This is a genomic window from Reyranella sp. GW821-FHT14A01, from assembly GCF_058803965.1.
The window spans coordinates 316,983-341,190 of record NZ_JBXAPM010000001.1 but is presented as its reverse complement, the minus strand read 5'-3'; the positions used below and the strand labels follow the sequence as shown (position 1 = coordinate 341,190).

General features: G+C 66.8%; 20 protein-coding genes and 1 tRNA gene. 14 read left to right on the top strand and 7 right to left on the bottom strand.

All coding sequences use genetic code 11. The annotated features are described in order from the left end of the window. Positions 1 to 54 precede the first annotated feature (54 nt). Positions 55 to 1,641 carry a murein biosynthesis integral membrane protein MurJ gene (gene murJ, locus AC1ROX_RS01605; protein ID WP_493121732.1) on the top strand — a complete coding sequence of 529 codons (1,587 nt, stop codon included), beginning with the start codon at positions 55 to 57 and terminating at the stop codon, positions 1,639 to 1,641. On the opposite strand, the gene AC1ROX_RS01600 is transcribed toward murJ, so the two are convergent. Continuing rightward, complete coding sequence (locus AC1ROX_RS01600; protein WP_493121730.1) at positions 1,610 to 2,545, bottom strand: M14 family metallopeptidase; 936 nt, start codon at positions 2,543 to 2,545, stop codon at positions 1,610 to 1,612. The two genes, murJ and AC1ROX_RS01600, sit on opposite strands and share 32 nt — an antisense overlap. A gap of 73 nt (positions 2,546 to 2,618) precedes the next feature. On the opposite strand from AC1ROX_RS01600, the gene AC1ROX_RS01595 reads away from it, so the two are divergent. Then, entirely contained in the window at positions 2,619 to 3,902 is a 1,284-nt protein-coding gene (locus AC1ROX_RS01595) for an MFS transporter (protein ID WP_493121729.1), read from the top strand. 3 nt (positions 3,903 to 3,905) lie between these two features. Here the strand turns inward: AC1ROX_RS01595 and AC1ROX_RS01590 are convergent, their stop codons facing one another. Continuing rightward, positions 3,906 to 5,693, bottom strand: a complete 1,788-nt coding sequence (locus AC1ROX_RS01590; protein WP_493121727.1) for a peptide ABC transporter substrate-binding protein — start codon at positions 5,691 to 5,693, stop codon at positions 3,906 to 3,908. 221 nt (positions 5,694 to 5,914) lie between these two features. On the opposite strand from AC1ROX_RS01590, the gene trpS reads away from it, so the two are divergent. Continuing rightward, positions 5,915 to 6,988 (top strand): tryptophan--tRNA ligase, encoded by a 1,074-nt coding sequence (gene trpS / locus AC1ROX_RS01585; protein WP_493121726.1) that lies wholly within the window; start codon positions 5,915 to 5,917, stop codon positions 6,986 to 6,988. A gap of 21 nt (positions 6,989 to 7,009) precedes the next feature. Here the strand turns inward: trpS and AC1ROX_RS01580 are convergent, their stop codons facing one another. Beyond that, the gene (locus AC1ROX_RS01580) at positions 7,010 to 8,761 is read right to left on the bottom strand and encodes a heparinase II/III family protein (protein ID WP_493121725.1); all 1,752 of its coding nucleotides are present in this window, start codon (positions 8,759 to 8,761) and stop codon (positions 7,010 to 7,012) included. 202 nt (positions 8,762 to 8,963) lie between these two features. Between AC1ROX_RS01580 and AC1ROX_RS01575 the strand changes: the two genes are divergently transcribed. Together AC1ROX_RS01575 and AC1ROX_RS01570 are read left to right on the top strand one after the other, a co-directional pair. Next, positions 8,964 to 9,425: an Hsp20 family protein gene (locus AC1ROX_RS01575; RefSeq protein ID WP_493121723.1), complete on the top strand. Its 462-nt coding sequence runs from the start codon at positions 8,964 to 8,966 to the stop codon at positions 9,423 to 9,425. Between the two features lie 34 nt (positions 9,426 to 9,459). Continuing rightward, positions 9,460 to 9,687, top strand: coding sequence for a DUF1150 family protein (locus tag AC1ROX_RS01570; RefSeq protein ID WP_493121721.1), 228 nt, complete (start codon positions 9,460 to 9,462; stop codon positions 9,685 to 9,687). 22 nt (positions 9,688 to 9,709) lie between these two features. On the opposite strand, the gene AC1ROX_RS01565 is transcribed toward AC1ROX_RS01570, so the two are convergent. From AC1ROX_RS01565 to AC1ROX_RS01550, 4 genes are all read right to left on the bottom strand, one after another. Further along, positions 9,710 to 10,180: a PTS sugar transporter subunit IIA gene (locus tag AC1ROX_RS01565; protein ID WP_493121720.1), complete on the bottom strand. Its 471-nt coding sequence runs from the start codon at positions 10,178 to 10,180 to the stop codon at positions 9,710 to 9,712. 126 nt (positions 10,181 to 10,306) lie between these two features. Next, positions 10,307 to 11,848 (bottom strand): RNA polymerase factor sigma-54, encoded by a 1,542-nt coding sequence (rpoN, locus tag AC1ROX_RS01560; RefSeq protein ID WP_493121719.1) that lies wholly within the window; start codon positions 11,846 to 11,848, stop codon positions 10,307 to 10,309. Positions 11,849 to 11,931: 83 nt separating this feature from the next. Next, positions 11,932 to 12,555: a ribonuclease D gene (locus AC1ROX_RS01555; RefSeq protein ID WP_493121717.1), complete on the bottom strand. Its 624-nt coding sequence runs from the start codon at positions 12,553 to 12,555 to the stop codon at positions 11,932 to 11,934. A gap of 25 nt (positions 12,556 to 12,580) precedes the next feature. Then, positions 12,581 to 12,665: transfer RNA gene (locus tag AC1ROX_RS01550), tRNA-Leu, on the bottom strand. A gap of 112 nt (positions 12,666 to 12,777) precedes the next feature. Between AC1ROX_RS01550 and AC1ROX_RS01545 the strand changes: the two genes are divergently transcribed. The 9 genes from AC1ROX_RS01545 to AC1ROX_RS01505 all read left to right on the top strand — a co-directional run bounded on the left by AC1ROX_RS01545 (position 12,778) and on the right by AC1ROX_RS01505 (position 24,119). Then, on the top strand, positions 12,778 to 13,731 hold the full coding sequence (locus AC1ROX_RS01545) for a complex I NDUFA9 subunit family protein (protein ID WP_493121716.1): 954 nt from the start codon (positions 12,778 to 12,780) through the stop codon (positions 13,729 to 13,731). Positions 13,732 to 13,987: 256 nt separating this feature from the next. After that, positions 13,988 to 15,430, top strand: a complete 1,443-nt coding sequence (locus AC1ROX_RS01540; RefSeq protein WP_493121714.1) for an NAD(P)-dependent oxidoreductase — start codon at positions 13,988 to 13,990, stop codon at positions 15,428 to 15,430. Positions 15,431 to 15,433: 3 nt separating this feature from the next. After that, the gene (locus AC1ROX_RS01535) at positions 15,434 to 16,045 is read left to right on the top strand and encodes a glutathione S-transferase family protein (protein WP_493121713.1); all 612 of its coding nucleotides are present in this window, start codon (positions 15,434 to 15,436) and stop codon (positions 16,043 to 16,045) included. A gap of 18 nt (positions 16,046 to 16,063) precedes the next feature. Beyond that, a complete protein-coding gene (locus AC1ROX_RS01530) occupies positions 16,064 to 16,249 on the top strand; it encodes a 4-oxalocrotonate tautomerase (protein ID WP_295134801.1) in 186 nt (61 codons plus the stop codon). 41 nt (positions 16,250 to 16,290) lie between these two features. Then, positions 16,291 to 20,835 carry a glutamate synthase large subunit gene (gltB, locus tag AC1ROX_RS01525; RefSeq protein ID WP_493121711.1) on the top strand — a complete coding sequence of 1,515 codons (4,545 nt, stop codon included), beginning with the start codon at positions 16,291 to 16,293 and terminating at the stop codon, positions 20,833 to 20,835. 35 nt (positions 20,836 to 20,870) lie between these two features. After that, a complete protein-coding gene (locus tag AC1ROX_RS01520) occupies positions 20,871 to 21,761 on the top strand; it encodes a DMT family transporter (protein WP_493121709.1) in 891 nt (296 codons plus the stop codon). A gap of 127 nt (positions 21,762 to 21,888) precedes the next feature. Then, a complete protein-coding gene (locus tag AC1ROX_RS01515) occupies positions 21,889 to 22,686 on the top strand; it encodes an enoyl-CoA hydratase/isomerase family protein (RefSeq protein ID WP_493121708.1) in 798 nt (265 codons plus the stop codon). Between the two features lie 61 nt (positions 22,687 to 22,747). Continuing rightward, complete coding sequence (locus tag AC1ROX_RS01510; RefSeq protein ID WP_493121706.1) at positions 22,748 to 23,449, top strand: CoA transferase subunit A; 702 nt, start codon at positions 22,748 to 22,750, stop codon at positions 23,447 to 23,449. A gap of 10 nt (positions 23,450 to 23,459) precedes the next feature. Then, positions 23,460 to 24,119, top strand: coding sequence for a CoA transferase subunit B (locus AC1ROX_RS01505; protein ID WP_493121705.1), 660 nt, complete (start codon positions 23,460 to 23,462; stop codon positions 24,117 to 24,119). Positions 24,120 to 24,208: the final 89 nt, after the last annotated feature.

The following is a 24,208-nucleotide window of genomic DNA, read 5'->3' as shown; positions in this document are numbered from 1 at the left end:
CGGAATTATGGCTGTGACGCGGGCTCGACGCCCCATCACAACAAGGTCACTTCCATGAGCCTCGCACGGTCGATCGCGACAGTGGGCGGCTTTACGCTGGTCAGCCGCGTCGTCGGTTTCGTGCGCGATATCGTGCTGTCGGCGGTGCTGGGCTCCGGTGCGGTGGCTGACGCTTTCTTCGTCGCCTTCAAGCTGCCGAACTTCTTCCGCCGCCTGTTCGCCGAGGGCGCCTTTTCCGCGGCCTTCGTACCCCTCTTCGCCCGCGAACTGACGGGTGGTGGTCGCGCCGAGGCGATGGCCTTCGCGCGCCAGGCGCAGGCGGCGCTGCTGCTGGTGCTGATCCCCTTCACCGTGGTGCTGATCTTCGCAATGCCGTGGGTGATGACGCTGTTGGCGCCCGGCATGGTCGACGACCTGCCGACCTTCGCCATGGCCGTCGAGTTCGGCCGCATCACCTTTCCCTATCTGCTGTTCATCTCGCTGGCCTCGCTCTATGGCGGCGTGCTGAACGGCATCGACCGGTTCGCCCATGTCGCGGCGACGCCGGTGCTGCTCAACCTGGCGCTGATCGCCGCCGTTCTGGGGCTGACGCCGCTGCTGCCCAACTCGGGCTACGCGGCTTCCATCGGCGTGGCGGTCGCCGGTGTCCTGCAATGGGTCTGGCTGCTGGTCGCCTGCGCGCGCGACGAGGTTGGCATGGCGCTGACGCGGCCGCGCTGGACGCCGCGCGTCGCGCGGCTGGTGAAGCTCGCGACCCCGGTCGCCATCGGCGGCGGTGTGCAGCAGATCAGTGTCATGCTCGACGTGGTCTGGGCGTCGCTGCTCCCCGTCGGCACGATCTCCGCGCTCTACTATGCCGACCGCATCGCGCAGCTGCCGCTCGGCGTCGTCGGCATCGCCATCGGCACGGCGCTGCTGCCACTGCTGGCCCGCGAGCTGCGCGCCGGCAACACGCAATCGGCCATGACCAACCAGAACCGCGCGCTCGAGTTCGGCCTGCTGTTCAGCCTGCCGGCCGCCGTGGCCCTGTGGTTCCTGGCCGATCCGATCATCCGCGTGCTGTTCGAGCGCGGCCAGTTCACTCCTGAGGACACGCTGCGCACGGCGAGCGCCCTGGCGGCCTTCGCCGTCGGCCTTCCGGCCTTCGTTCTGGTCAAGGCGCTGGCCCCCGGCTTCTTCGCCCGCGAGGACACGCGCACGCCGCTCTACATCGCGCTGGCAGCGATCACGGCCAACATCCTGTTCAACGTCTACTTCCTGTTCGCCACCACGATCGGCCTGGTCGGCATCGCGCTCGCCTCCTCGCTGTCGGGCTGGTTGAACGCGGCGCTGCTGGCCGGCGTGCTGCGCCGGCGCGGCCAGTGGATTCCGGACGGACGGTTGATCGCGCGCGGCCTCCGCATCGCCGGCGCGACCGCCGGCATGGGCGGGGCGCTGTGGCTGGGATTGATCTGGCTGGCCAGGCCATTGTCGCATGCCGACATCGGCGGCGGCATCGCGCTGGCCGGCATCTGCCTGCTGGGCGCGGGCGCCTATGCCGTGCTGGGTGCGGCGCTGGGCGTCGTGCGGATTTCGGAGCTGCGCTACGTGATGCGCCGCCAGCCTGGCCTCAGGTCAGCCGACCCAGGCGAACAACCGTGACGCCCGGCCGCAACGGCCGGCTCGACGAGGGCATGACCAGCACGCAATCGTCGTAGGGCGTCGTCACCGGCTCGTCGTCGTCATGGCCCAGCACGGTGCCCGCCTTGGCGATCACATCCTGGCCCTCGAAGCGCTGCGCCGGCGTGAAGTTGCCGCGCTTGGTGGCGACCGCATGCGTCACCTCGACAACGCGCTGGGTCGCAGGCGTCGGCTGGATCCAACCCGCAGGCAGGTCGCCCTCTTCGAGGATCCCCGTCTCGACCAGGAAGCGCGCCGTCACGTCCTTGGCGACGACGACCGAGGAGGCGCGCCAGTGCTGGCCGGTCTCGATCAGCAGCGCGTTCTTCGGGCTCTTCGGGTCGCCGAACCCGCCATAGTCGCGCATGCGCATGCCGGCGGCATGGCCGGCATCGCGCACGATGTCGACCGGCGTGCCGATCCTCTTGGCGAATTCAACACCCTTGTCGAGCGGGCCGGAGAGCATCAGCGGCACGCAATCGTCGTGCATCGAATGGAGGTCCAACAACAGGTCGGCACGCTCGACGAAGGGCTTCAGCACCTGCGCGCGCTTCGTCTCGACCGTGGTCGCGGGCTCGTCGATGCGACCCCAGACACGGTTGAAATCCTCGTCGACCAGTCGCGACTTGAACGGCGTCCTGGGATCGAACGAGTGATAGGCATCGATATTGTTGAAGGTGAGGATCAGCGTGCCCTTGCGCGGCTTCACCTTCGCGGCGAGCAGCGCATCGACCACGATGGCCCCGGACACCTCGTTGCCGTGCGTCAGCGACGTCACCATCACCGTCGGCCCCGGCTTGCCGCTCTCGATGACGTGGATGTAGGGCGCGGCACCCTTCTCCCATTGGCGCAGGTCAGGGAAGGCGAACTCGATCGGCGGTGTCATGGACATGTTTCTGACCATCGGCAGGTTGTGCCGTTCCTTCGCATGCTAGTTTACTCGGGACAAGGAGAAGCCTATGGCGCGCAGCCGGTATCGTTGGTTCGTCGTCTTCCTGCTGTTCGCGATAACGGTCGTGAACTACATCGACCGGGCGGCGCTCTCCTACGCCATTCCCATGATCCAGCGCGATCTCGGCCTGTCGCCGGCCGAGACCGGCGGCATCCTGGGCGCCTTTGGTCTCGGCTATGCCATCACGACCCTGATCGGCGGCTTCGCCGTCGACCGCTACGGCGCCCGGCTGATCCTCACGATCGCTGCCGTGCTGTGGAGCCTGTCGATCGGCGCCACGGCGCTCGCGACCAGCGTCGCGGTCCTCTATGCAGCCCGTGTGCTGTTGGGCGTCTCGGAAGGCCCGAACTTTCCCGCCCTCACCGGCGCGGTCAGCCACTGGCTGTCGCCGCACGAGCGGGCGACAGCGCTGGCCAATGCCCTGCTGGCAGTGCCGCTGGCGCTGGCCATCGGCGGACCGCTGGTGACGCAGCTCCTCAGCTGGCTCGACTGGCGCCTCACCTTTGCGGCACTCTTCGTGATCTCCGCCGCCTGGATTCCGCTCTGGTACTTCTGCTTCCGGGACGACCCCTCGCAATCGCGCTTCGTGAACAAGGCCGAGCTGGCTCATATCCGTAAAGTGGATCCCGGCGTCACCGCCGCGCCGCACGCGGTGCTGAAGAGCTGGCCGGAAGCCTCGGTGCTGAAGGCGCTGCTGACCAACCGTACCCTGCTGGCCAACTACTGGGCCTTCTTCGTCTTCGGCTATTTCCTGTTCTTCTTCATGACCTGGCTGCCGAGCTACCTGGAACGCAAGTACGGGCTGAACCTCGCCGCCATCGGCCTGTTCTCGGTCCTGCCCTGGCTGTCGGCCGCCATCCTGCTGGGGGCGATGGGACGCTGGTCGGACCATCTGCTGAAGACCACCGGCAGCATGCGCATCTCGCGCTCCTGGCTGATCGCCGGCAGCCAGTTCGTGGCCGCGCTCGCCGTCATCCCCGTGGCGCTGACCGACAATCTCACCGTCGCCATCGCCGGCATCACGGTTGCCGTGGCCTCCTCGATGGGCGCCAACGCCGCCTACTATGCGGTGAACGTCGACATCGTGCCCGAGCGTGCCGCAACGGCGCTCGGCATCATGGACTTCGCCTTCGCCATCGCGGGCTTCCTGGCGCCCGTCATCACCGGCTGGGTGCTGAACCTGCGCGGCTCCTTCGCCGACGGCTTCCTGCTGATGACCGTGCTCGCCCTCTCATCGGTGATGGTGGTCCTGCTGTTCCACCATCCCGATAAGGACCGTGAGACGGCGTGATGCTCAGCTCTCGCGATACCAGTTCGCGAGGTCCCAGGTATTGTTGTCCCAGCCACTGATGTTGGCGACGAGACCGCTGATCAGAGCAACGGCGCCGGGCCGCGCCACCAGGGGAATGACCACCTGGTTGTTGACCACCAGCTCGTTGCATTTGACCAGCAGGGCCACGCGCTTCACCGGATCGAGCTCGACCTGGGCCGCCTTGTAGGTCTCGTCATATTCCTTGTTCTGCCAGCGCGTGATGTTGCGGCCCTGCCACTTGTTCTCCTTCTGCGCCGCTTCCCACGAACAGAACTGGCGCAGGAACACCTCCGGGTCGGGGGCATTCATGCCGTTATTGTACATCTGCAGGTCGGCATAGAAGTGCGGATAGGTGTCGGGATTGGCGACGTCCGACGAGAAGAACACCGACGCCGTCACCGACTTCAGCTCCATGTCGATACCGGCCCGCTGCGCGGCCTGCTTGATGATCTGCTGCGTCTTCTGGCGCGGCTGGTTGATCGAGGTCTGGTAGAGCCATTTCAGCTTCTTGCCGTCCTTGGCGCGGATGCCGTCGGGTCCGCGCGCATAGCCCGCCCCGTCGAGCAGGGCGTTGGCCTTGTCGATGTTGAACTCGAACTTCGTGGTCTTCGAGCGGAACTTCTCGGGATTGTTGATGTAGTTGGGCGTCGCGATCCCGATGCGGCCGTAGATATGCTTCTCGATCGAATCGCGGTCGATCAGCAGCGCCAGCGCCTGGCGCACGGCCGGATCGGTCAGTGTCGGATGCTTGATCTTGAGGCTCGACCGCTCGCCGTCGATCTCGACGTTCGGGTCGGTATTGTTGACCTGCATGTGCTCGATGCCGCCGCCGGGCGAGATGACGACGCGGCCCTTGCCGCCCTTCTCCATGCGCAGAAGAATCTCGTCCTCGACCTGCAGGTTCCAGGCGAAGTGGAATTCACCGGTCTGCAGCACCGCACGCGCCGCCGAGACGGCATCGCCGCCGCCCTTCATCTCGATCGCGTCGAAATGCGGCCGGTTGGGCACGTGGTAGTCGGTGTTGATCTCGCCGACGACGAGGTCGCCCGGCTTGAAGTCCTTGAACTTGTAGGGACCGGTGCCGACCGGCTTCAGATTGGTCGGCGCGTCGCGCGACTTGGCGCCGATATAGTCGCCGAACAGGTGCTTGGGGATGATGCCGCCGGCCCAGCCGACGAAGGCGTCGGCCCAGAAGGGTGTCGGCTGCTTGAACTTCACGATGATGGTGAAGTCGTCGATCTTCTCGACCACGACATCCTTGTAGGAGCCGCTGCTGACCGCCGCGGTCGCGGGATCGCTGGCATATGCCCAGGTGAAGACCACGTCGTCGGCGGTGAAGGGCTTGCCGTCATGCCAGCGCACGCCGCGCTTCAGTTTCCAGGTCACCGACTTGCCGTCGGCGGCGATACCGTCCTCGCGGGTCGGGATCGAGGCGGCGAGCTTGGGCTGGAGATTGCCGTCGCGGTCCCAGGCGCCCAGCGGCTCGTAGAACAGGCGCGATGCGTCCTGGTCCTTGGTGCCGACGGCAAAATGCGGATTGAGGAGCGTCGGCCCCTGCCACCACATGACCTTGAGCAGACCACCACCGCCGCGCTTTGTGGGCTTGTAGGGGGCGCTCGATTGCGCCATCGCCACGCCCGAGTAGGCGAGAAGCTGTGTCGCCATGGGTGCGGTGAGTCCCACCGCCGCCATCCGTTTCACGAAGGCGCGTCGGGACAACCCGCCCGCTTTCACCTTGTCGATGAGACCACGCAAGCCACGCTCGTCCATTGGATGCCTCCAATCAGAGTGTCGAAGCCGTTTCCCTGACGCTCCTGCTATCTTGCAAGATGCGTGCAATTCGATGGGAACAGCCGGGGCCGGGGCCGTCAATGCCGCCGCCTTGATTAACCCGCCGACCTGCGCGATACCCGCGCGCCCCTGACCTTCCACCGGCGGGGTGCGCGGAGGTCCAAACCCCGCGCCATCGACCTCTAGCGGAGTCCACATCCATGCCTGACGTGACAACCGGCGCCACCGGCGCGCCCAACCCGCATCTCGCCGCCTACGAAGCGCGCGGCCTCAAGGGCCGCATCCTCTCGGGCGTGCAACCGACCGGTAACCTTCATCTCGGCAACTATCTCGGCGCGATCCGCAACTTCGCGCGCCTGCAGAACGACTATGAATGCCTCTACTGCGTGGTCGACCAGCATGCGATCACCGTGTGGCAGGAGCCCGCGCAGCTCGCCGCGCAGACGCGCGAGATCGCCTCGGCCTTCCTCGCGGCCGGCGTCGACGGCACCAAGCAGGTCATCTTCAACCAGTCGATGGTGCCCGAGCACGCGCAGCTCGCCTGGATCTTCAATTGCGTGGCGCGCATGGGCTGGATGAGCCGCATGACGCAGTTCAAGGAGAAGGCCGGCAAGGATCGCGAGAACGTCTCGCTCGGCCTGTTCGCCTATCCGGCGCTGATGGCGGCCGACATCCTGATCTACAAGGCCACGCACGTGCCGGTCGGCGAGGACCAGAAGCAGCATCTCGAGCTGACGCGCGACATCGCCATCAAGTTCAACAACGATTTCGGCCGGCCCGATTTCTTCCCGATCACCGAGCCGCTGATCTTCGGTGCCGCGACGCGTGTGATGAGCCTGCGCGACGGTACCAAGAAGATGAGCAAGTCCGATCCGTCGGACTTCTCGCGCATCAACCTCACCGACGATGCCGATGCGATCGCCCAGAAGATCCGCCGCGCCAAGACCGATCCGCTGCCGATGCCCGACACGCTGGAAGATGCCGAGAAGCGCCCGGACGCCGACAACCTGCTGGGCATCTACGCCGCCCTCGCCGACCAGGAGAAGGACGCCGTCGTCGCCCAGTTCGCCGGCAGGCAGTTCTCCGAGTTCAAGTCGGCGCTGACCGAACTCGCGGTGGCCAAGCTCGGCCCCATCGGCGCGGAGATGCAGCGGCTGATGAAGGACCCCGGCCATGTCGACGGCGTGCTGCGCAACGGCGCGGAGCGCGCCCGCGCCATTGCCGCGCCGATCCTCGACGAGGTTTACGGGACAGTGGGGTTCCTGAAGCCGTAATGCTGGGGGGCGCCCCCAGCGCTACCCCTCCATGCGCGTGAGGGCCCACTTCACCGTCGTGCCCTCCGCCGGGACCTGGCCGACCAGCACGATCTGCTCGGTGCGACGCACCCTGCCCTCTTCGCCGAGATAGATGCTTTCGGCCAGGCCGATGCCGGCACCGGTCGCACGCAGGCGCCAGCCGCGGCCGCTTGGCAGGCGCATGAGTACGGCCTGTCCACTTTGGGCCAGCGTCGCCTTCACCGTCGGATGGAGATGGAAGCGCACGATGTAGCGCTGGTCCGGCAGGGTAACGGGACGGCCCTCGTAGCCCAGGAACGAATCCTCGCCGCGCAGGTCGCCGCCGTCGGGCGACAGCCACAGCCGACGGCGATGGATGATGCCGTACAGCGAGCGGTAGCCGTCGTGGCACATGTCGAGCCACTGCGCGCCGCCATCGTCGGCACGGTCGATCAGCACGTTGCCGGCGCGATATTCGAGTGCGCCGTGGTTGGTGATCTCGGTCGAATTGACGTCGTCGACCACCGCGGTCGAATGCGCCGCCGTGAAACGCATGAAGTGCTGCCAGTCGCGCGGCGCGCCGGGATAGGTGCCGCAGTTCACGACCAGCCGCTCGTGCGCGGCGCTCATCTCGAAACTGAGCGTGCCGGCATGGGCGATACCATCCATGCCGCGGCCCGGCGGGCTGCCGGCATCGGCGATCACCAGCGATGTGCCGGCGGCGAGCCGTTGGAAGCCGCTGGCCAGCGCCATGGTCGGCGCGACCTCGCCCGAGCCGGAACGCGCCAGCACCAGGTCGATCAGGCGGCGGTCGCCTTCCCAGGTGCCGTTGAACAGCGCGAGCCCGCCGTCGCCATGACGGAAGAAGCGCAGCATCGGTGCCATGCGGTCGATCGCGGCGACCAGCTCGGCCGGTGCGCGGCGTTCGGCCGAGGCCAGGGCCGCGCGCACGTCGATCAGGTGGCGCAGCACGGTGAGCTGCAGGTGCGGCGCGCGCTCCGACACGATGCCGTCATGCAGCACATAGCGCTTCACGAACTTCGAGAGCCGCGCCAGCGACTGGTCGAGGCTCTTCTCGAAATGCTTGCCGTCGCGGATGAAGGCGAGGTCGGCGAAGATCAGCGCCTTGTAAACAGCGACCGCTTCGTGGCCGATCATGCCGCGGCGCGCGACGCGGCGGAGATGGACGCGCTGGCGGCCGAGCGAGAAGACGAAGCGGGCCGCGAAACCGGGATCGGCCGCGGCGGCCATCCATTCGTAGTGGCGGATCCAGGCCACCATACGGGACGCCAGCACGTCGCGCTTCCACGTCACCGGCGACCAGCGCCATTCGCGGTTGGTCCAGTCGTCGACCAGCTTCGCGGCCAGCAGCGCACCGTGCGGATCGCCGTTGTCGCGCAGGTCGCGCAGCCAGGCGAAGCCGTTCAGGGCATCGAGCCAGAGCGGCGCGGCGCCGGCGCGCTGCCAAGGCGGATCGTCCGACTCGGGCAGGACCGTTCCGACACTGCCGGCGGCGGCGAACTCACCGGCCAGCAGCAGCCGCTGCCCGAGCACCGGATCGCCCGGCCAGGAATCGGCTGCCACCGCGAAGAAGCTGCGCGGCGTGGCGTAGCCCAGGGTGAGGGAGTAAAGCGACGAGCCCAGGAGCCATCGGCCGAGAGCGCGCCGCTCTCCCTTTGCCGCGGCGGAGGGGCGGGTCGGAACGGAACGGATGGGCCGCGCGCCGGAAACCAATGGTTCCCCGGGCCGTCTTGTGTCAGCGACCAACGTCATATTTTCGTTCTTTGGCCCGGGAGGCTCGAGCGGCCGGGCGGTGGAGGGGTTTTGGGCAGTTTACCCCAGCCGAAGCCCTCTGGCGATGGGCCCGGGCGCCTCCGGGCCGGCCCTTGAACGGCGGCCGCCGCACCCCAGATTCATTCCAAGGGAAGGCCCGAACGGGATTCCCGGCCACTCGCTCCACGGAGGGGGGTTCAGAATGAGTCGCGTATCCATGTTCAATTCGCCCTTGTTGCTGGGTTTCGACCAGCTCGAACGGACGCTGGACCGGCTGGCCAAGAACGCCGAGGGCTACCCGCCCTACAATATCGAGCGGATTGGCGAGAACGGGTTGCGCATCACCCTTGCGGTAGCTGGCTTCACCAGCGCCGAACTTGCCATCGAACTCATCGAGAACCAGCTCACCGTGCGCGGCAAGCAGACCGACGACACGGACCGGATCTACCTTCATCGCGGCATCGCCGCACGCCAGTTCCAGCGGGCCTTCATGCTCGCCGACGGCATCGAGGTGACGGGAGCCCGTCTCGACAACGGATTGTTGTCGATCGACCTGGTGCGCCCGGTCCTCGAGCCGCGCATTCGAACCATCCGCATCGACGCCGGCAATGCCGCCGGTGGCGCGGATCACGCGATCGATATCACCGCGCGACGCAGCCGTTGAGGCGGGGCGCGTTGACGCTGCCAAGGAGGTAGCCATGGAAAATGAAAGCAATGTCGTGATGTACACCCCTCTTGCAGAGGAAGCTTTTCTCAGCCTCGGCGCCGAGCACATCGCCTACGTGAAGGAAGTCAGCCTTCCCGATGGCGCGCACGCCGTCGGTATCTTCTCGGCCGACGGCAAGCCGATGGCCTCGGCGCCGTCGATCGAGATCGCGCAGGCGCTGATCCGCCAGCACGAGCTCGAGCCCGCGCTGGTGCACTGAGGTAGTTGCGGAGTACGGCGGTTCAGGCGGCGCTTTGCGCCTGGACCGTCTCGACGAGCAGCGCGTAAAGCGCCTCGGCATTCTCGGTCGCGCGCAGCTTCTCGACGAGGCTGCGGTCGCGCAGGAGCCGCGAGACGCGGGCCAGCGCCTTGAGATGATCGGCGCCGGCGCCCTCGGGCGTCACCAGCAGGAACACGATATCCACCGGCCGCTCGTCGATCGCGTCGAAATCGACGGGATGGGCCATCCGCGCAAACACGCCCATCGGCTTCGTCATCGTGGTGAGCCGGCCGTGCGGAATCGCGATGCCGCCGCCGATGCCGGTCGATCCCAGGCGCTCCCGTTCGAGCAGGCGGTCGAACAGCTTGCGCTCGTCGACGTTGAAAAGACCGGCGGCCCGGCTGGCCAGTTCTGCCAGGAGTGCCTTCTTCCCGGTCGCCTTGGCGCTGGCCATAACGGCGTCCGGACCGATCAGCAAATCGGCGATTTCCACAATGTCACCAATGGGTTAGCGAGCGCGAACTTTGGTCGCCCTGCAAAGGGTGCGCCCCTATAGGCGCCTCCCCCGGTCGGGTCAAGCCATGGTTCGGACGCATACCGGCCCCGCCCCGCCGGCGCTTCAGTCGGCGTGGCCGGTGATCGCCTGCGCGGCGACGGCGGCGGTCGACAGCGCGGACGGCATCTGGCGGCTCATGCCCAGGCGGCCGAGACGGCGACGCTCGGCCGACGACGGAATGCGCATGGCCTCGCGATACTTGGCGACGGTGCGGCGTGCGATCTCGATGCCTTCGCCCTTCAGCAGGTCGACGATGCGGTCGTCGCTGAGCGGCTGGTGCGAGTTCTCGCCGCCCACCAGGAGACGGATGCGCGAGCGCACCGATTCGGAGGAGACGACGACGCCCGGCGTGCGCGCCGGCAGCGCCGAGGTGAAGAAGTACTTCAGCTCGAAGATGCCACGCGGCGTGTTGATGTACTTGTTCGAGGTGACGCGGCTCACCGTGCTCTCGTGCAGCTCGGTGGCGATGGCGATGTCGCGCAGCACCAGCGGCTTCAGCGCGCTGACGCCGTGGCGGAAGAAACCGTCCTGCTGGCGCACGATCTCGCGTGCGACCTTGAGGATCGTGGTGGCGCGCTGCTCCAGCGTCTTGACCAGCCAGTTGGCCGACTGGAAGCGCTCGGCGACGAAGTCGCGGTCGGGCTTGGCGCGCGCGCCCTTCATGAGGGTGGCGTGATAGTTGCGGTCGACCAGGACCTTGGGCAGCGCATCGGTGTTGAGCTCGATGTGCCAGCCCTCCTCGCCGGTCTCGGGATCCTTCGCGGGCGTCAGGTAGAGATCGGGCTGCACCGGCTGGATCGGCTCGAACTCGAAGGCCTGGCCGGGCCGCGGGTCGAGCGTGCGCAGCTCGGCCAGCATGTCGCGCAGATCCTCGTCGTCGACGCCGCAGCGGCGACGGAGCTGGCCCAGTTCGCCGGCGGCAACGAGGTCGAGATTGTCGAGCAACGCCTTCATCGCCGGGTCGAGGCGGTTGCGCTCGGCGAGCTGGGCGCCGAGGCATTCGGCGACGGTGCGCGAGAAGAGACCGGCCGGCTCCATCTGGCGCAGCCGCGCCCAGATCTTTTCGATGAGCGCGATGTCGGTGGCCACGGCTTCGGCGACGGCAGCCACGTCGAGACGGCAGTAGCCCGCCTCGTCGAGACCTTCGGCGATCTTCAGCGCGATGCGGCGCTCCGCCGGATCCGCGAACATGAGTTCAAGCTGCTCCAGGACATGGACCGCGAGCGATTGCGGCCGCTCGGCCACGAAATCGAGCGCCTCGGGCGCATCCTCGCGCTGGCCGACCTTGCTGGCCGTGGCATCGCCGCCGCGGTCGGCATGCTCGCGGGTCCAGCGATCGTCGGCCTCGGCGAGGGCCGGCGCCGCCGCCGACAGGGCTTCAGCCGTGTCGCGCGGCGTCTCGATGGGGGCCGCTTCGTAATCGGCCGGCGACGGGCCGTCCTCCGAGGAGCCCTCGGACAGCAGCGGATTCTTTTCCAGCTCCTGCTGAATGAACGCGGCCAGCTCCAGGTGCGAAAATTGCAGCAGCTTGATGGCCTGCTGGAGCTGTGGCGTCATCGCCAAGGTCTGGCGTGACGCGAGGATTAGGCTCGGACCGATACGCATAGCACCCCACCCCTGAAGGTCTGTGGACCTCCCCGTGAGAAGCTTAAAGCAAGAACCGTGCCAATGTCAGCCTGGCTGACATTTCAATGGGCAAAAATATCCGTTTCGGGCCAGCCTGCGATGTCGAGACGCGCGCGGGTGGGCAAAAACGCGAAGGCGGCATCGGCCAGCTCGCGGCGTCCTTCCCGTTCCAGGAGCAGGTCCAGCTTGGCTTTCAGGGCATGCAAATGCAGAACATCTGAAGCGGCGTAGGCAAGTTGCTCATCGCTCAGGCTGTCGGCGCCCCAGTCGGAGGTCTGCTGCTGCTTGGAGAGATCGACACCCAACAGCTCGCGGCAGAGGTCCTTCAGGCCGAACCGGTCGGTGAAGGTGCGCACCAGCTTGGCCGCGATCTTGGTGCAGTAGACCGGCTCGCAGCGCACGCCCAGCGAATGCTCGAGCACGGCGATGTCGAACCGGCCGAAATGGAAGAGCTTCAGCACCTTCGGGTCGGCGATCAGGGCGGCCAGCCGCGGCGCCTTGGCCGCACCCTTCGGCGCGCCGCGCGGGATCTGCACCAGATGGGCATTGCCGTCGCCGCCCGAGAGCTGGACCAGGCAGAGCCGGTCGCGATGGGGGTTGAGCCCCATGGTCTCGGTATCGATGGCCACGACGGGCCCAAACGAAAGATCCGCGGGAAGATCGCCGCGGTGAAGGCTGATCGCCATTATGGGGTGCTCCGACTGACCTGCATGGTGCCCAGGAGAAGACTCGAACTTCCACGCCTCGCGGCGCTAGTACCTGAAACTAGTGCGTCTACCAATTCCGCCACCTGGGCACGGCATGCGGTCTAGTGCGGGCGCTGAGTTAGGGCCGCGTCGCGCGGATGTCAACCGGGGTGCGCGCTTCGCCCCTTGAACCGTCATGGCATTGGGCTATAGGCAGCATCCATGAGCATCAAACAGGTCACGGTCTTTGGCGGCAGCGGCTTCGTCGGCCGCGCCATCGTGCGGGCACTGGCGCAGGAGGGCTACCAGGTCCGGATCGCCTGCCGGCGCATCGAGCTGGCGGAGCGGATCAAGACCGCGGGCGATGTCGGCCAGATCACGCTGATGCGGACCAACCTGCGCAACGCCGCCTCCGTGAAGGCGGCGGTCGCCGGCAGTCAGGCGGTGGTCAATGCCTCCGGCATCGCCTTCCAGCGCGGCCGCCAGAGCTACCGGACCGTCCATGTCGAGGGCTGCAAGGCCATCGCCGAGGCCGCCAAGGCCGCCGGCGTGCAGCGCCTGATCCATATGTCCGGCATCGGCGCCGACCAGCGCAATTCGACGAACAAGTACATCCGCTCCAAGGTCGATGCCGAGGATGCGATCGTCGCGGGCTTCATCGACGCTACGATCCTGCGGCCGAGCGTGGTCTTCGGGCCCGAGGATGCGATGTTCAACCGCATGGGCCAGATCGCCAAGCAGGCGCCGTTCCTGCCTGTCGTCGGCGACGGTTCGGCGAAGGTCCAGCCGGTGTTCGTGGGCGATGTCGGCGCGGCCGTGGCGGCCGTGCTGGTGCGGCCGGACACGGCCAAGACCGTGTTCGAGCTGGGCGGGCCGCGCGTCTATACCTATCGCGAGATCGCCGGCCTCGTGCTGCGCGAGACTGGCCGCGACAAGCGGATCCTAGGCGTTCCGGCCGGCCTGATGCGGATCGCCGGCTTCTTCGCGGAATTCCTCCCCGTGCCGCCGCTGACCCACGACCAAGTCGACCTGCTGGTGACCGACAATGTCGCCCGCGCCGGCGCCCCTGGCCTAGCCGAGCTCGGCATCGAGCCGACCGCCGCCGAGGCCATCCTGCCGATGTACCTCGACCGCTACCGCATCGGCGGCCGCTACAACCAGCACGCCCCCGCCTAACCCACGCCAATAAAGGCGTCACGGAAGGCGCTTATGCTTGTCTGGAGCATTTAGTCCTATACTGGAACAATATTGAGATTGTCAGAATCGATCAACGAGAAGATGAGATGAGGAAGCCCTCTTTCTTTAAAAACTAGGTCAGTATTGTTGACTATCGGCAGGGCATGTGGTGTAACGCTTCCAACAAGGCAGCAAAGGCGCGATCGGCGCGCTTCTTGCGTAATAAAATTTCACAAAAATTCCGAGGAGGCCGGGGATGGCCGAGAGGATGCTGAAGTTCGTCGGAACGCCGCAAGCCATGCCCGACAAGCGGCCGGCAGCCGAACGCCGTCGGGACTTCGACGAGATTTATCAGGCCTATGCCAAGGATCGGGCCGCCGAGCAGGCGGCGCGCTGCTCGCAATGCGGCGTGCCCTTCTGTCAGATCCACTGCCCGCTCCATAACAACATCCCGGACTGGCTGAAGCTCACGGCCGAGGGCCGGCTCGACGAGGCGTACGAACTCTCCTCCGCGACCAACAACTTCCCGGAGATCTGCGGCCGCATCTGCCCGCAGGACCGGCTGTGCGAAGGCAATTGCGTCATCGAGAAGGGCTTCGAAGCGGTCACCATCGGCTCGGTCGAGAAGTACATCACCGACACGGCCTGGCAGCAGGGCTGGGTGAAGCCGATCCAGCCGCGGCGCGAGCGGCCCGAGAGCGTCGGCATCGTCGGCGCCGGCCCGGCGGGCCTCGCCGCCGCCGAGCAGCTGCGCCGCAAGGGCTACCAGGTCGCCGTCTACGATCGCTATGACCGGGTCGGCGGCCTGCTGATCTACGGCATCCCCAACTTCAAGCTCGAGAAGGAGATCGTGCAGCGTCGCGAGACGCTGCTGCGCGACTCCAAGGTCACCTTCCACCTGAACTGCGAGGTCGGCCGCGACGTCACGCTCGAGGAACTGCGCGCGCGTCATGGCGCGGTGCTGATCGCCACCGGCGTCTACAAGGCGCGCGACATCGCCGCCCCCGGTGTCGGCCTGCCCGGCATCGCGCCGGCGCTCGACTATCTCACCGCCTCCAACCGGCAGGGCCTGGGCGACACCGTCCCCGGGTTCGAATCCGGCGTGCTGAACGCGGAGGGCAAGAACGTCGTGGTGATCGGCGGCGGCGACACGGCGATGGATTGCGTGCGCACAGCGGTGCGCCAGGGCGCGAAGTCCGTGAAGTGCCTCTATCGCCGCGACCGCGCCAACATGCCGGGCTCGCAGCGCGAGGTGAAGCACGCCGAGGAAGAGGGCGTCGAGTTCGTGTGGCTGGCCGCGCCGCAGGCTTTCCTCGGCAAGGACAAAGTGAGCCACGTCCGCACCGTGCGCATCCATCTCGGCATGCCCGACTCCTCGGGTCGCCAGACGCCGCAGGAGATCCCCAACAGCCACGTCAACGTCGAGGCCGACCTCGTGCTGAAGGCGCTGGGCTTCGATCCCGAGGACCTGCCGGCCGCGATGAGTGTGCCGGACCTCGGCGTCACCGGCTGGAACACGCTGAAGATCGACTGGAAGAGCATGATGACCAGTCTCGACGGCGTGTTCGCGGCCGGCGACATCGTGCGCGGCGCTTCGCTGGTCGTGTGGGCGGTGCGCGACGGCCGCGACGCCGCCGAGCGCATCCATAGCTACCTGACGACGAAGGCGCTGGCCGCCGCGCGGATCGCCGCGGAGTAGGCGATGCTGAAGGTCTACGACTTCACCGGGTCGGGCAACGGCTACAAGGTCTGGCTGCTGATGTCGCAGCTCGGCGTTCCGTTCGAACGCATCGAGCGCGACATCCTGAAGGGCGAGACGCGCACGCCAGAGTTCCTGGAGAAGAACCCGAACGGCCGCATCCCGACACTCGAACTCGAAGACGGCACCTTCCTGTTCGAATCGGGCGCGATCCTCTGGTATCTCGCCGAGGGTACTGCGTTCGCGCCGAAGGACCGGCTGCCACGGGCGCAGACGCTGCAATGGATGTTCTTCGAGCAGTACAGCCACGAGCCCTATATCGCCGTGGCGCGCTTCTGGAAGCACTTCCTCGACAAGCTCACGCCGCAGCAGGAAACCAACCTGCCCGACATCATGAAGAAGGGCTATGCCGCGCTCGACGTGATGGAGAAGCATCTCGCGAACCGCACGTTCTTCGTCGACGAGCGCTACGGCCTCGCCGACATCGCGCTCTATGCGTACACGCATGTCTCCGACGAGGGCGGGTTCGACCTGTCGCGCTATCCCAACATCACCGCCTGGATGGCCCGCGTGAAGGCGCAGCCCGGCCACCTCGCGATCGATCACACGTTCTGACCAAAGGAGAAGAAGAAAATGCCGATGATCAATGTCCAGATGTTCGAGGGCCGCACGATCGAGCAGCGCCGTGCGCTGGCGAAGGAGCTGACCGAGGGCACCTGCCGCGCGCTGGGCTGCACGCCCGACGCGGTGCAGATCATCCTCACCGACATCAAGAAAGAGAACTGGGCCGAAGCCGGCAAGCTATTCTCAGATACGTAATTTCTGTCATCCCGAGCGATCTCCTGATCTGGAGTTTAGCCATGTCCGCCACACCCTTCGATGCCGAGCAGTTCGTCCGCGACTACAAGAGCGGAACCGAGAAGCTCACCGCCGCCTACGGCTACAACCCCGCCGAGGGACTCGATTCCTGCGGCGTCGGTTTGGTGGTCGCGCTGGACGGCAAGCGACGCCGCGACGTGGTCGCGGCGGGCATCGATGCGCTGAAGGCGGTGTGGCATCGCGGCGCGGTCGACGCCGACGGCAAGACCGGCGACGGCGCGGGCATCCACGTCGAGATCCCGCAGGACTTCTTCAAGGAATATGTCCGCGATTCGAGCGGCGAGATCCCGCAGGCCGGGCGGCTGGCGGTCGGCATGGTCTTCCTGCCGCGCACCGACCTCGGCGCGCAGGAACGCTGTCGCACCATCGTCGAGACCGAGATCCTGCGCTTCGGCCACACGATCCTGGGCTGGCGGCAGGTGCCGGTCGACATCTCGGTCATCGGCGCCAAGGCCAACGAGACGCGGCCCGAGATCGAGCAGATCCTGATCGGCCGCGGCGACACCAGGCTCGAGAACCGCGAGTTCGAGAAGCAGCTCTACATCCTGCGTCGCCGCATGGAGAAGGCGGCGCTCGCCGAGAACATCTCCGAGTTCTACGTCTGCTCGCTCAGCTGCCGGTCGGTCGTCTACAAAGGTATGTTCCTCGCCGAGCATCTCAGCACTTTCTATCCCGACCTGCTCGACGAGCGCTTCGTCTCGCGCTTCGCGATCTTCCACCAGCGCTATTCGACCAACACCTTCCCGCAATGGAAGCTGGCGCAGCCCTTCCGCGTGCTCGCCCACAACGGCGAGATCAACACCATCCTGGGCAACGTCAACTGGATGAAGAGCCACGAGGCGCGCCTCGAGCACGAGAATTTCGGCCGCTTCATCGAGGACCTGAAGCCCATCGTGCAGCCCGGCGCGTCGGATTCCTCGGCGCTCGACAGCGTGTTCGAGCTGCTGGTGCGCGGCCATCGCAACCTGCCGATGGTCAAGACGATGATGATTCCCGAGGCCTCGGCCACGAACCCCAACGTGCCGCCCGAGCATCGCGCCATGTACAACTACGTGAACGGCGTCATGGAGCCGTGGGACGGGCCGGCCGCCATCGCCGCCGTCGCCGGCAAGTGGGCGCTGGTCGGGCTCGACCGCAACGGGCTGCGGCCGATGCGCTACGTCATGACGTCCGACAAGCTGCTGATCGCCGGCTCCGAGGCCGGCATGGTGCCGCAGGACGAGGCCAAGATCGTCGAGAAGGGCCGGCTCGGCCCGGGCGAGATGCTGGCCGTCGATATGGACAAGCCTAAGGTCTACAAGGACCGCAAGCTGAAGGACAAGCTGGCCGCGACGCACGACTATGCGAGCTGGACGCAGCGCACGGTCGAGCTCGATTCGCTGATCCGGCAGGACGCGCCGGCCGCCGAGCATTTCCCGGCCGACGAATTGCGCCGCCGCCAGTTCGCGGCCGGCTGGTCGATCGAGGATCTCGAGGCGATCCTCCATCCCATGGTCGAAGACGGCAAGGAGGCCGTCGGCTCGATGGGTGACGACGCACCGCTCGCGGTGCTGAGCGACACCTATCGCGGCATGCACCATTACTTCCGGCAGAATTTCAGCCAGGTCACGAACCCGCCGATCGACAGCTTGCGCGAGCGCAACGTGATGACGATCCGCACGCGGCTGGGCAATCTCGGCAACATCCTCGACGAGAAGCCCGACCAGAGCGAGATGCTGTCGCTGCAGTCGCCGATCGTGCTCAACGCCGAGTTCGAGGCGATGCGCAAGTACATGGGCGACACGGTCGCGCGCATCGATTGCACCTTCGATCCGAAGGGAGGCCTCGATGCCATGCGCCAGTCCTTCGAGCGCATCTGCAAGGAGGCCGAGGACGCCGTCCGCAGCGGCTGCCTGCACATCGTGCTGACCGACGCCAACATCGATGCCGATCGCGCCGCCCTGCCGATGATCCTGGCCGCCGGCGCCGTGCACTCCTATCTGGTGCGCCAGTCGCTGCGCACCTTCACGTCGTTGAACGTGCGCTCCGGCGAATGTCTCGACGTGCACTACGTTGCGGTGATCATCGGCGTCGGCGCCACGACGGTGAATCCGTATCTCGCCGAGGAGACGATCGCGGCCCGCCATGCGCGCGGCCTGTTCGGCAAGCTCTCGCTCGGCCAGTGCCTCGCCAACTTCAAGAAGGCGCTGGACGAGGGCCTGCTCAAGACCATGTCCAAGATGGGCATCTCGGTCCTCTCGTCCTATCGCGGCGGCTGCAACTTCGAGGCGGTCGGCCTGTCGCGCTCGCTGGTCGCCGAGTTCTTCCCCGGCATGCCCTCGCGCATCTCCGGCATCGGCCTGCGCGGCATCCAGGAGGAGATTGCCGAGCAGCATGCGCGCGCCTTCGACGAGGAGGTGATCGCGCTCCCGATCGGCGGCTTCTACAAGGCGCGGCGCGGCGGCGACCGGCACAATTTCGAAGGCGCGTTGATCCACATGCTGCAGGACGCGGTGAACACCGAGTCTTACGCCAAGTACCGCAAGTACAGCGAGGCGGTGCGCCGCCAGCCGCCGATCAACCTGCGCGACCTGCTGGACTTCAAGCCCGACCGCGCGCCGATCGCCCTCGACGATGTCGAGTCGATCACCGAGCTGCGCAAGCGCCTGGTGGCACCCGGCATCTCGCTGGGAGCGCTGGGACCCGAGGCGCACGAGACGCTGTCGATCGCCATGAACCGCATCGGCGCCAAGTCCGATTCAGGCGAAGGCGGCGAGGATTCCGCGCGCTACAAGCCGCGGCCGAACGGCGACAACGCTTCCTCGGCCATCAAGCAGGTCGCGTCGGGCCGCTTCGGCGTCACGGCAGAGTATCTGAACAACTGCCGCGAACTCGAGATCAAGGTGGCCCAGGGCGCCAAGCCCGGCGAGGGCGGCCAGCTGCCCGGCCTCAAGGTCACCGAGATGATCGCCAAGCTGCGGCATTCGACGCCGGGCGTGACCCTGATCAGCCCGCCGCCGCATCACGACATCTACTCGATCGAGGATCTGGCGCAGCTGATCTACGACCTGAAGCAGATCAACCCCGAGGCGCGCGTGACCGTGAAGCTGGTCGCGCGCTCCGGCATCGGCACGATCGCGGCGGGCGTGGCCAAGGCCAAGGCCGACGTGATCCTGGTGTCCGGCCATAACGGCGGCACCGGCGCCTCGCCACAGACCAGCATCAAGTATGCCGGCATCCCCTGGGAGATGGGCCTCTCCGAGACACACCAGGTGCTGACCCTGAACCGGCTGCGCGACAAGGTGCTGCTGCGCACCGACGGCGGCATCAAGACCGGCCGCGACGTGGTGATCGCCGCCATGCTGGGCGCCGAGGAATACGGGCTCGGCACGGCGTCGCTGATCGCCATGGGCTGCATCATGGTGCGGCAGTGCCATTCCAACACCTGCCCGGTGGGCGTCTGCACGCAGGATCCCAAGTTGCGCGAGAAGTTCGAGGGATCGCCGGAGAAGGTGGTCAACCTGTTCAGCTTCGTGGCTGAAGAGGTGCGCGAGATCCTGGCGCAGCTCGGCTACAAGTCGCTGCTCGAGATCGTCGGCCGCTCCGACCTCTTGAAGCAGGTGGGCCGCGGCGCGCGCCATCTCGACGATCTCGACCTCAACCCGCTGCTGACGCGGGCCGATGGCGGCCGCGAGGCCGTGCACTGCACCGTCAAGGGACGCAACGAGGTGCCCGACACGCTCGACGCCCAGATGCTGCGCGACGCACAGCCGCTCTTCACGCACCGCGAGAAGATGCAGCTCCAGTACAGCGTGCGGAACACCCATCGCGCCGTCGGCACGCGGCTGGCCGCCATGATCACGCGCAAGTACGGCATGTCGGGCCTGCCGCCCGACACGGTGACGGTCCTGCTGCGCGGCACCGCCGGCCAGTCGCTCGGCGCCTTCGCGGTGCAGGGCATGAAGCTCGAAGTGTTCGGCGACGCCAACGACTATGTCGGCAAGGGCTTGAGCGGCGGCACCATCGTGGTGAAGCCGACCGTCTCCAGCCCGCTGGTGCCGGAAGCCAACGCCATCATCGGCAACACGGTTCTCTACGGCGCGACGGCGGGCAAGCTGTTCGCCTCGGGCCGCGCCGGCGAGCGCTTCGCCGTGCGCAACTCGGGCGCCGATGCCGTGGTCGAGGGCTTGGGTTCCAACGGCTGCGAATACATGACCGGCGGCACCGCCGTGATCCTGGGACCGGTCGGCGTCAACTTCGGCGCCGGCATGACCGGCGGCATGGCGTTCCTCTACGACCCGGAGGATGCGTTCAAGCTGAAGGTCAATCCCGAGACGGTGACCTGGCAGCGCGTCGACCATCCGCACTGGGAGTCGGTGCTGAAGTCGCAGGTCTCCGAGCATGTCGCGGAAACCAGGTCGCCGCTGGCCGCGCGCCTGCTCAACGACTGGAACCGCGAGGTCCTGCATTTCTGGCAGGTGGTGCCGAAGGAAATGCTGACGCGCCTGCCGCAGCCGCTTACCGTGCCCGCGGAAAAGCGCGCCTAGGCGCGCCCGAAAAAAGACGGCAGGAGGAAACGTCCATGAGCGACGCGCGCCCCTCGCGCGTGGCTTGGCTGCAGCTCGGCCTCGTGATCGTGCTGTTCGGCCTCGCTTGGCCGGTCATAAGGATTGGCCTCGGCGCCAGCACGCCGATCTGGATGGCGGCGGCACGTGCCACCCTGTCAGCGACAACGGCGTTCGTCCTGGTCGCGGCTCTGAAGCGGCTCGCCTGGCCCGGCCGTGGCGACTGGCCGATCATCCTGTCGGTCGGCGCGCTGCAGCTCACCTGCTTCTTTGCCTTCGCCAATCTCGGCGTGCAGATCGTGCCGCCGGGCCGCTCGGGCGTTCTGGCCTACACGACCATGCTCTGGATGGTGCCGCTCTCGTGGATGATCGGCGAGAAGGTCGGCCGTCGTGCCTTCGCGGGCGCCGCGCTTGGCATGGCCGGTATTCTCGTGCTGGTCGATCCCATGCGCTTCGACTGGAGCGACCGGCAGGTGATGCTGGGCCATGGCTGGCTGCTGGCCGCTGGCTTCACCTGGGCGCTCGCCATCCTGCATGCGCGTCGCCATTCGTGGCGCATGTCGCCGCTCGACGTGCTGCCCTGGCAGATGGGCGTGGCGACCGTGCTGCTGTGGCTGCTCGCCTTCACCCTGGAACCGGCAGGCCATCTCGACCTGCAGCAGCCCTCGCTGTGGATCGCCCTCCTCTATCTCGGCGTGCTGGCCGGCCCGACCGCGACCTGGGCCGCCGTCTCCGTCGCCCGCGCTTTGCCGCCGGTCACCGGCTCGCTCGGCATGCTGGGCGTGCCGCTGCTGGCCATCGCCAGCTCGGTCGTGCTGGTGGGCGAGCCCGTCACCTGGCCGCTGGCGATCGGCACGGCGCTGGTGATCGCGGGAATTGCCATCGTGATCACGGCTCGGCCGAGGTAATCCCGGAGGTGGCCCCTCCGTTTCATTTGTTTCGGTTATTTCGTTTGTGCGCCTTGGCGACGTCGCCGGGGCGCAGGGTCGAGCGCGATGTGATTGCTATCGGGCTCGCGGCTTACGACAATCCAGTATGCCCCTGATCGAAATCGAGCGGCGCGACGCCGTCGCCATCGTCCGTTTCAACAATCCGCCCAAGGGCTACATGAACGCCGCGATGGTCGGCGAACTCGATGCCGCGGTCGGCAATCTCCTGGCTGACGATACGGCGCGCGTGCTGGTCTTCACCGGCGCGCTGAAGGGCGTGTTCGTCGAGCATTACGACGTGTCCGAATTGCTGGCGCTTTCCGAAAAGCTGCGCGCCAAGGGAGCGACCTTCTCCCTCGATCGGCCCTCGCCCGAGGGCGCCTATCACAGGATCCTGACCCGGCTCGAAAGCGCGCCGAAGCCGGTGATCGCCGCCATCAACGGCACGGCGATGGGCGGCGGTTTCGAATTCTGCATGGCCTGCGACATCCGCCTGGCCGAGCGCGGTCCCTATTGGCTGGGCCAGCCCGAGATCAACATCGGCATCCTGGCCGGCGCGGGCGGCACGCAGCGCCTCGTGCGCCTGGTCGGCGAGGCCCGTGCACTCGAACTGTCGCTGACGGGCCGCACCGTGTCGCCCGACGAGGCGGCCTCGCTGGGCATGGTCCATGCGGCCGTTGATGGCCCGGTGCTGGACCACGCGATGACGATGGCGGAGCGGCTGGCGGCCCGGCCGCCGCGGGCGGTGGCGCACATCAAGCGGCTGGTCCGGTCGGCGGCTGAAACGCCTTTGTCACAAGGCCTCGTCAACGAACGGACACTGTTCATGGACCTCGCCGTGAGCGACGATGGGCACCGGCTGATGGGGGAATTCGTCGCGGGAAAGCGCAGCATCCGCGACTGATTGACAGGCAAGTACCGCCCCTCCCATATGCCGAGGAACCCGGCGAGGACGGAACACAGCGATGGCAAACAAGGTCTACCAGGATGCGAAGTCGGCGCTCGAGGGCCTGCTGCGCGACGATCTGATGCTGATGTGCGGCGGCTTCGGCCTGGTCGGTATTCCCGACAAGCTGATCCGCGCGGTCCGCGACTCCGGCGTGAAGGGCCTCACCTGCGTCTCGAACAATGCCGGCATCGACGGCGCGGGCCTCGGCCTGCTGCTCGAGACCGGGCAAGTGAAGAAGATGATCAGCTCCTACGTCGGCGAGAACAAGACCTTCGCCAAGCTCTACCTCGACGGAAAGCTGGAACTCGAATTCAACCCGCAGGGCACGCTGGCCGAACGCTGCCGCGCCGGCGGCGCCGGCATCCCCGCCTTCTACACCAAGACCGGCGTCGGCACCCTGGTGGCCGAGGGCAAGGAGACCAAGGTCTTCGACGGCGAGGAATATGTGATGGAGCGCGGCCTGTTCGGCGACATCGCGCTGGTCAAGGCATGGAAGGGCGACACCTCGGGCAACCTGGTGTTCCGCAAGGCCGCGCGCAATTTCAATCCGATGATGGCGACCGCCGCGAAAGTGTGCGTCGCCGAGGTCGAGGAGCTCGTGCCGGTCGGCGAGCTCGATCCCGATCACGTGCACACGCCGGCGGTCTTCGTGAAGCGCATCTTCTGCGGTGCGCCCTACGACAAGCAGATCGAACAGCGCACCATTCGCAAGGCTTGAGGAGAGAACGATGGCCTGGACCCGCGACCAGATGGCGGCACGCGCCGCCAAGGAACTGCAAGACGGCTTCTACGTGAACCTCGGCATCGGCATCCCGACGCTGGTGTCGAACTATGTGCCCGAGAATGTCGACATCACGCTGCAGAGCGAGAACGGCATGCTGGGCGTCGGCCCCTTCCCCTACGACAACGAGGTCGATGCCGACATCATCAACGCCGGCAAGCAGACCGTGACCGAGGTGAAGGGCACGTCCTATTTCAGCTCGGCCGACAGCTTCGCGATGATCCGCGGCGGCCATATCGACCTCTCCATCCTGGGCGCCATGGAAGTGGCGGAGAACGGCGACCTCGCCAACTGGATGATCCCGGGCAAGATGGTGAAGGGCATGGGCGGCGCCATGGACCTGGTGGCCGGCGTGAAGCGCGTGATCGTCACCATGGAGCATGTCTCCAAGGACGGTGCCTCGAAGCTGCTGGGCGAATGCACCCTGCCGCTGACCGGCCGTCGGGTGGTCGACATGGTGATCTCCGAGCTGGGAGTCTTCACCGTCGACAAGAAGGGCGATGGCGGCGTGACCCTGATCGAACTCGCCGACGGCGTCACCGTCGACGAGGTCAAGGCGAAGACCAAGGCCAAGCTCTCGATCGCGGATGGCTTGAAGGTGGCTTAACGCCTCAATGGAGCGCGCAACTCCAGTTGCGCTCATGAATCATGATGCGCCACTTCAGCGCGGAGATTACTCCGCGCGCAGTGGCGCGC

Bases quoted from the DNA above. Each gene is read 5' to 3' on its own strand.
- murJ (WP_493121732.1), top strand. From the start codon at position 55: ATGAGCCTCGCACGGTCGATCGCGACAGTGGGCGGCTTTACGCTGGTC.
- AC1ROX_RS01600 (WP_493121730.1), bottom strand. From the start codon at position 2,545: ATGACACCGCCGATCGAGTTCGCCTTCCCTGACCTGCGCCAATGGGAG.
- AC1ROX_RS01595 (WP_493121729.1), top strand. From the start codon at position 2,619: ATGGCGCGCAGCCGGTATCGTTGGTTCGTCGTCTTCCTGCTGTTCGCG.
- AC1ROX_RS01590 (WP_493121727.1), bottom strand. From the start codon at position 5,693: ATGGACGAGCGTGGCTTGCGTGGTCTCATCGACAAGGTGAAAGCGGGC.
- trpS (WP_493121726.1), top strand. From the start codon at position 5,915: ATGCCTGACGTGACAACCGGCGCCACCGGCGCGCCCAACCCGCATCTC.
- AC1ROX_RS01580 (WP_493121725.1), bottom strand. From the start codon at position 8,761: ATGACGTTGGTCGCTGACACAAGACGGCCCGGGGAACCATTGGTTTCC.
- AC1ROX_RS01575 (WP_493121723.1), top strand. From the start codon at position 8,964: ATGAGTCGCGTATCCATGTTCAATTCGCCCTTGTTGCTGGGTTTCGAC.
- AC1ROX_RS01570 (WP_493121721.1), top strand. From the start codon at position 9,460: ATGGAAAATGAAAGCAATGTCGTGATGTACACCCCTCTTGCAGAGGAA.
- rpoN (WP_493121719.1), bottom strand. From the start codon at position 11,848: ATGCGTATCGGTCCGAGCCTAATCCTCGCGTCACGCCAGACCTTGGCG.
- AC1ROX_RS01555 (WP_493121717.1), bottom strand. From the start codon at position 12,555: ATGGCGATCAGCCTTCACCGCGGCGATCTTCCCGCGGATCTTTCGTTT.
- AC1ROX_RS01545 (WP_493121716.1), top strand. From the start codon at position 12,778: ATGAGCATCAAACAGGTCACGGTCTTTGGCGGCAGCGGCTTCGTCGGC.
- AC1ROX_RS01540 (WP_493121714.1), top strand. From the start codon at position 13,988: ATGGCCGAGAGGATGCTGAAGTTCGTCGGAACGCCGCAAGCCATGCCC.
- AC1ROX_RS01535 (WP_493121713.1), top strand. From the start codon at position 15,434: ATGCTGAAGGTCTACGACTTCACCGGGTCGGGCAACGGCTACAAGGTC.
- AC1ROX_RS01530 (WP_295134801.1), top strand. From the start codon at position 16,064: ATGCCGATGATCAATGTCCAGATGTTCGAGGGCCGCACGATCGAGCAG.
- gltB (WP_493121711.1), top strand. From the start codon at position 16,291: ATGTCCGCCACACCCTTCGATGCCGAGCAGTTCGTCCGCGACTACAAG.
- AC1ROX_RS01520 (WP_493121709.1), top strand. From the start codon at position 20,871: ATGAGCGACGCGCGCCCCTCGCGCGTGGCTTGGCTGCAGCTCGGCCTC.
- AC1ROX_RS01515 (WP_493121708.1), top strand. From the start codon at position 21,889: ATGCCCCTGATCGAAATCGAGCGGCGCGACGCCGTCGCCATCGTCCGT.
- AC1ROX_RS01510 (WP_493121706.1), top strand. From the start codon at position 22,748: ATGGCAAACAAGGTCTACCAGGATGCGAAGTCGGCGCTCGAGGGCCTG.
- AC1ROX_RS01505 (WP_493121705.1), top strand. From the start codon at position 23,460: ATGGCCTGGACCCGCGACCAGATGGCGGCACGCGCCGCCAAGGAACTG.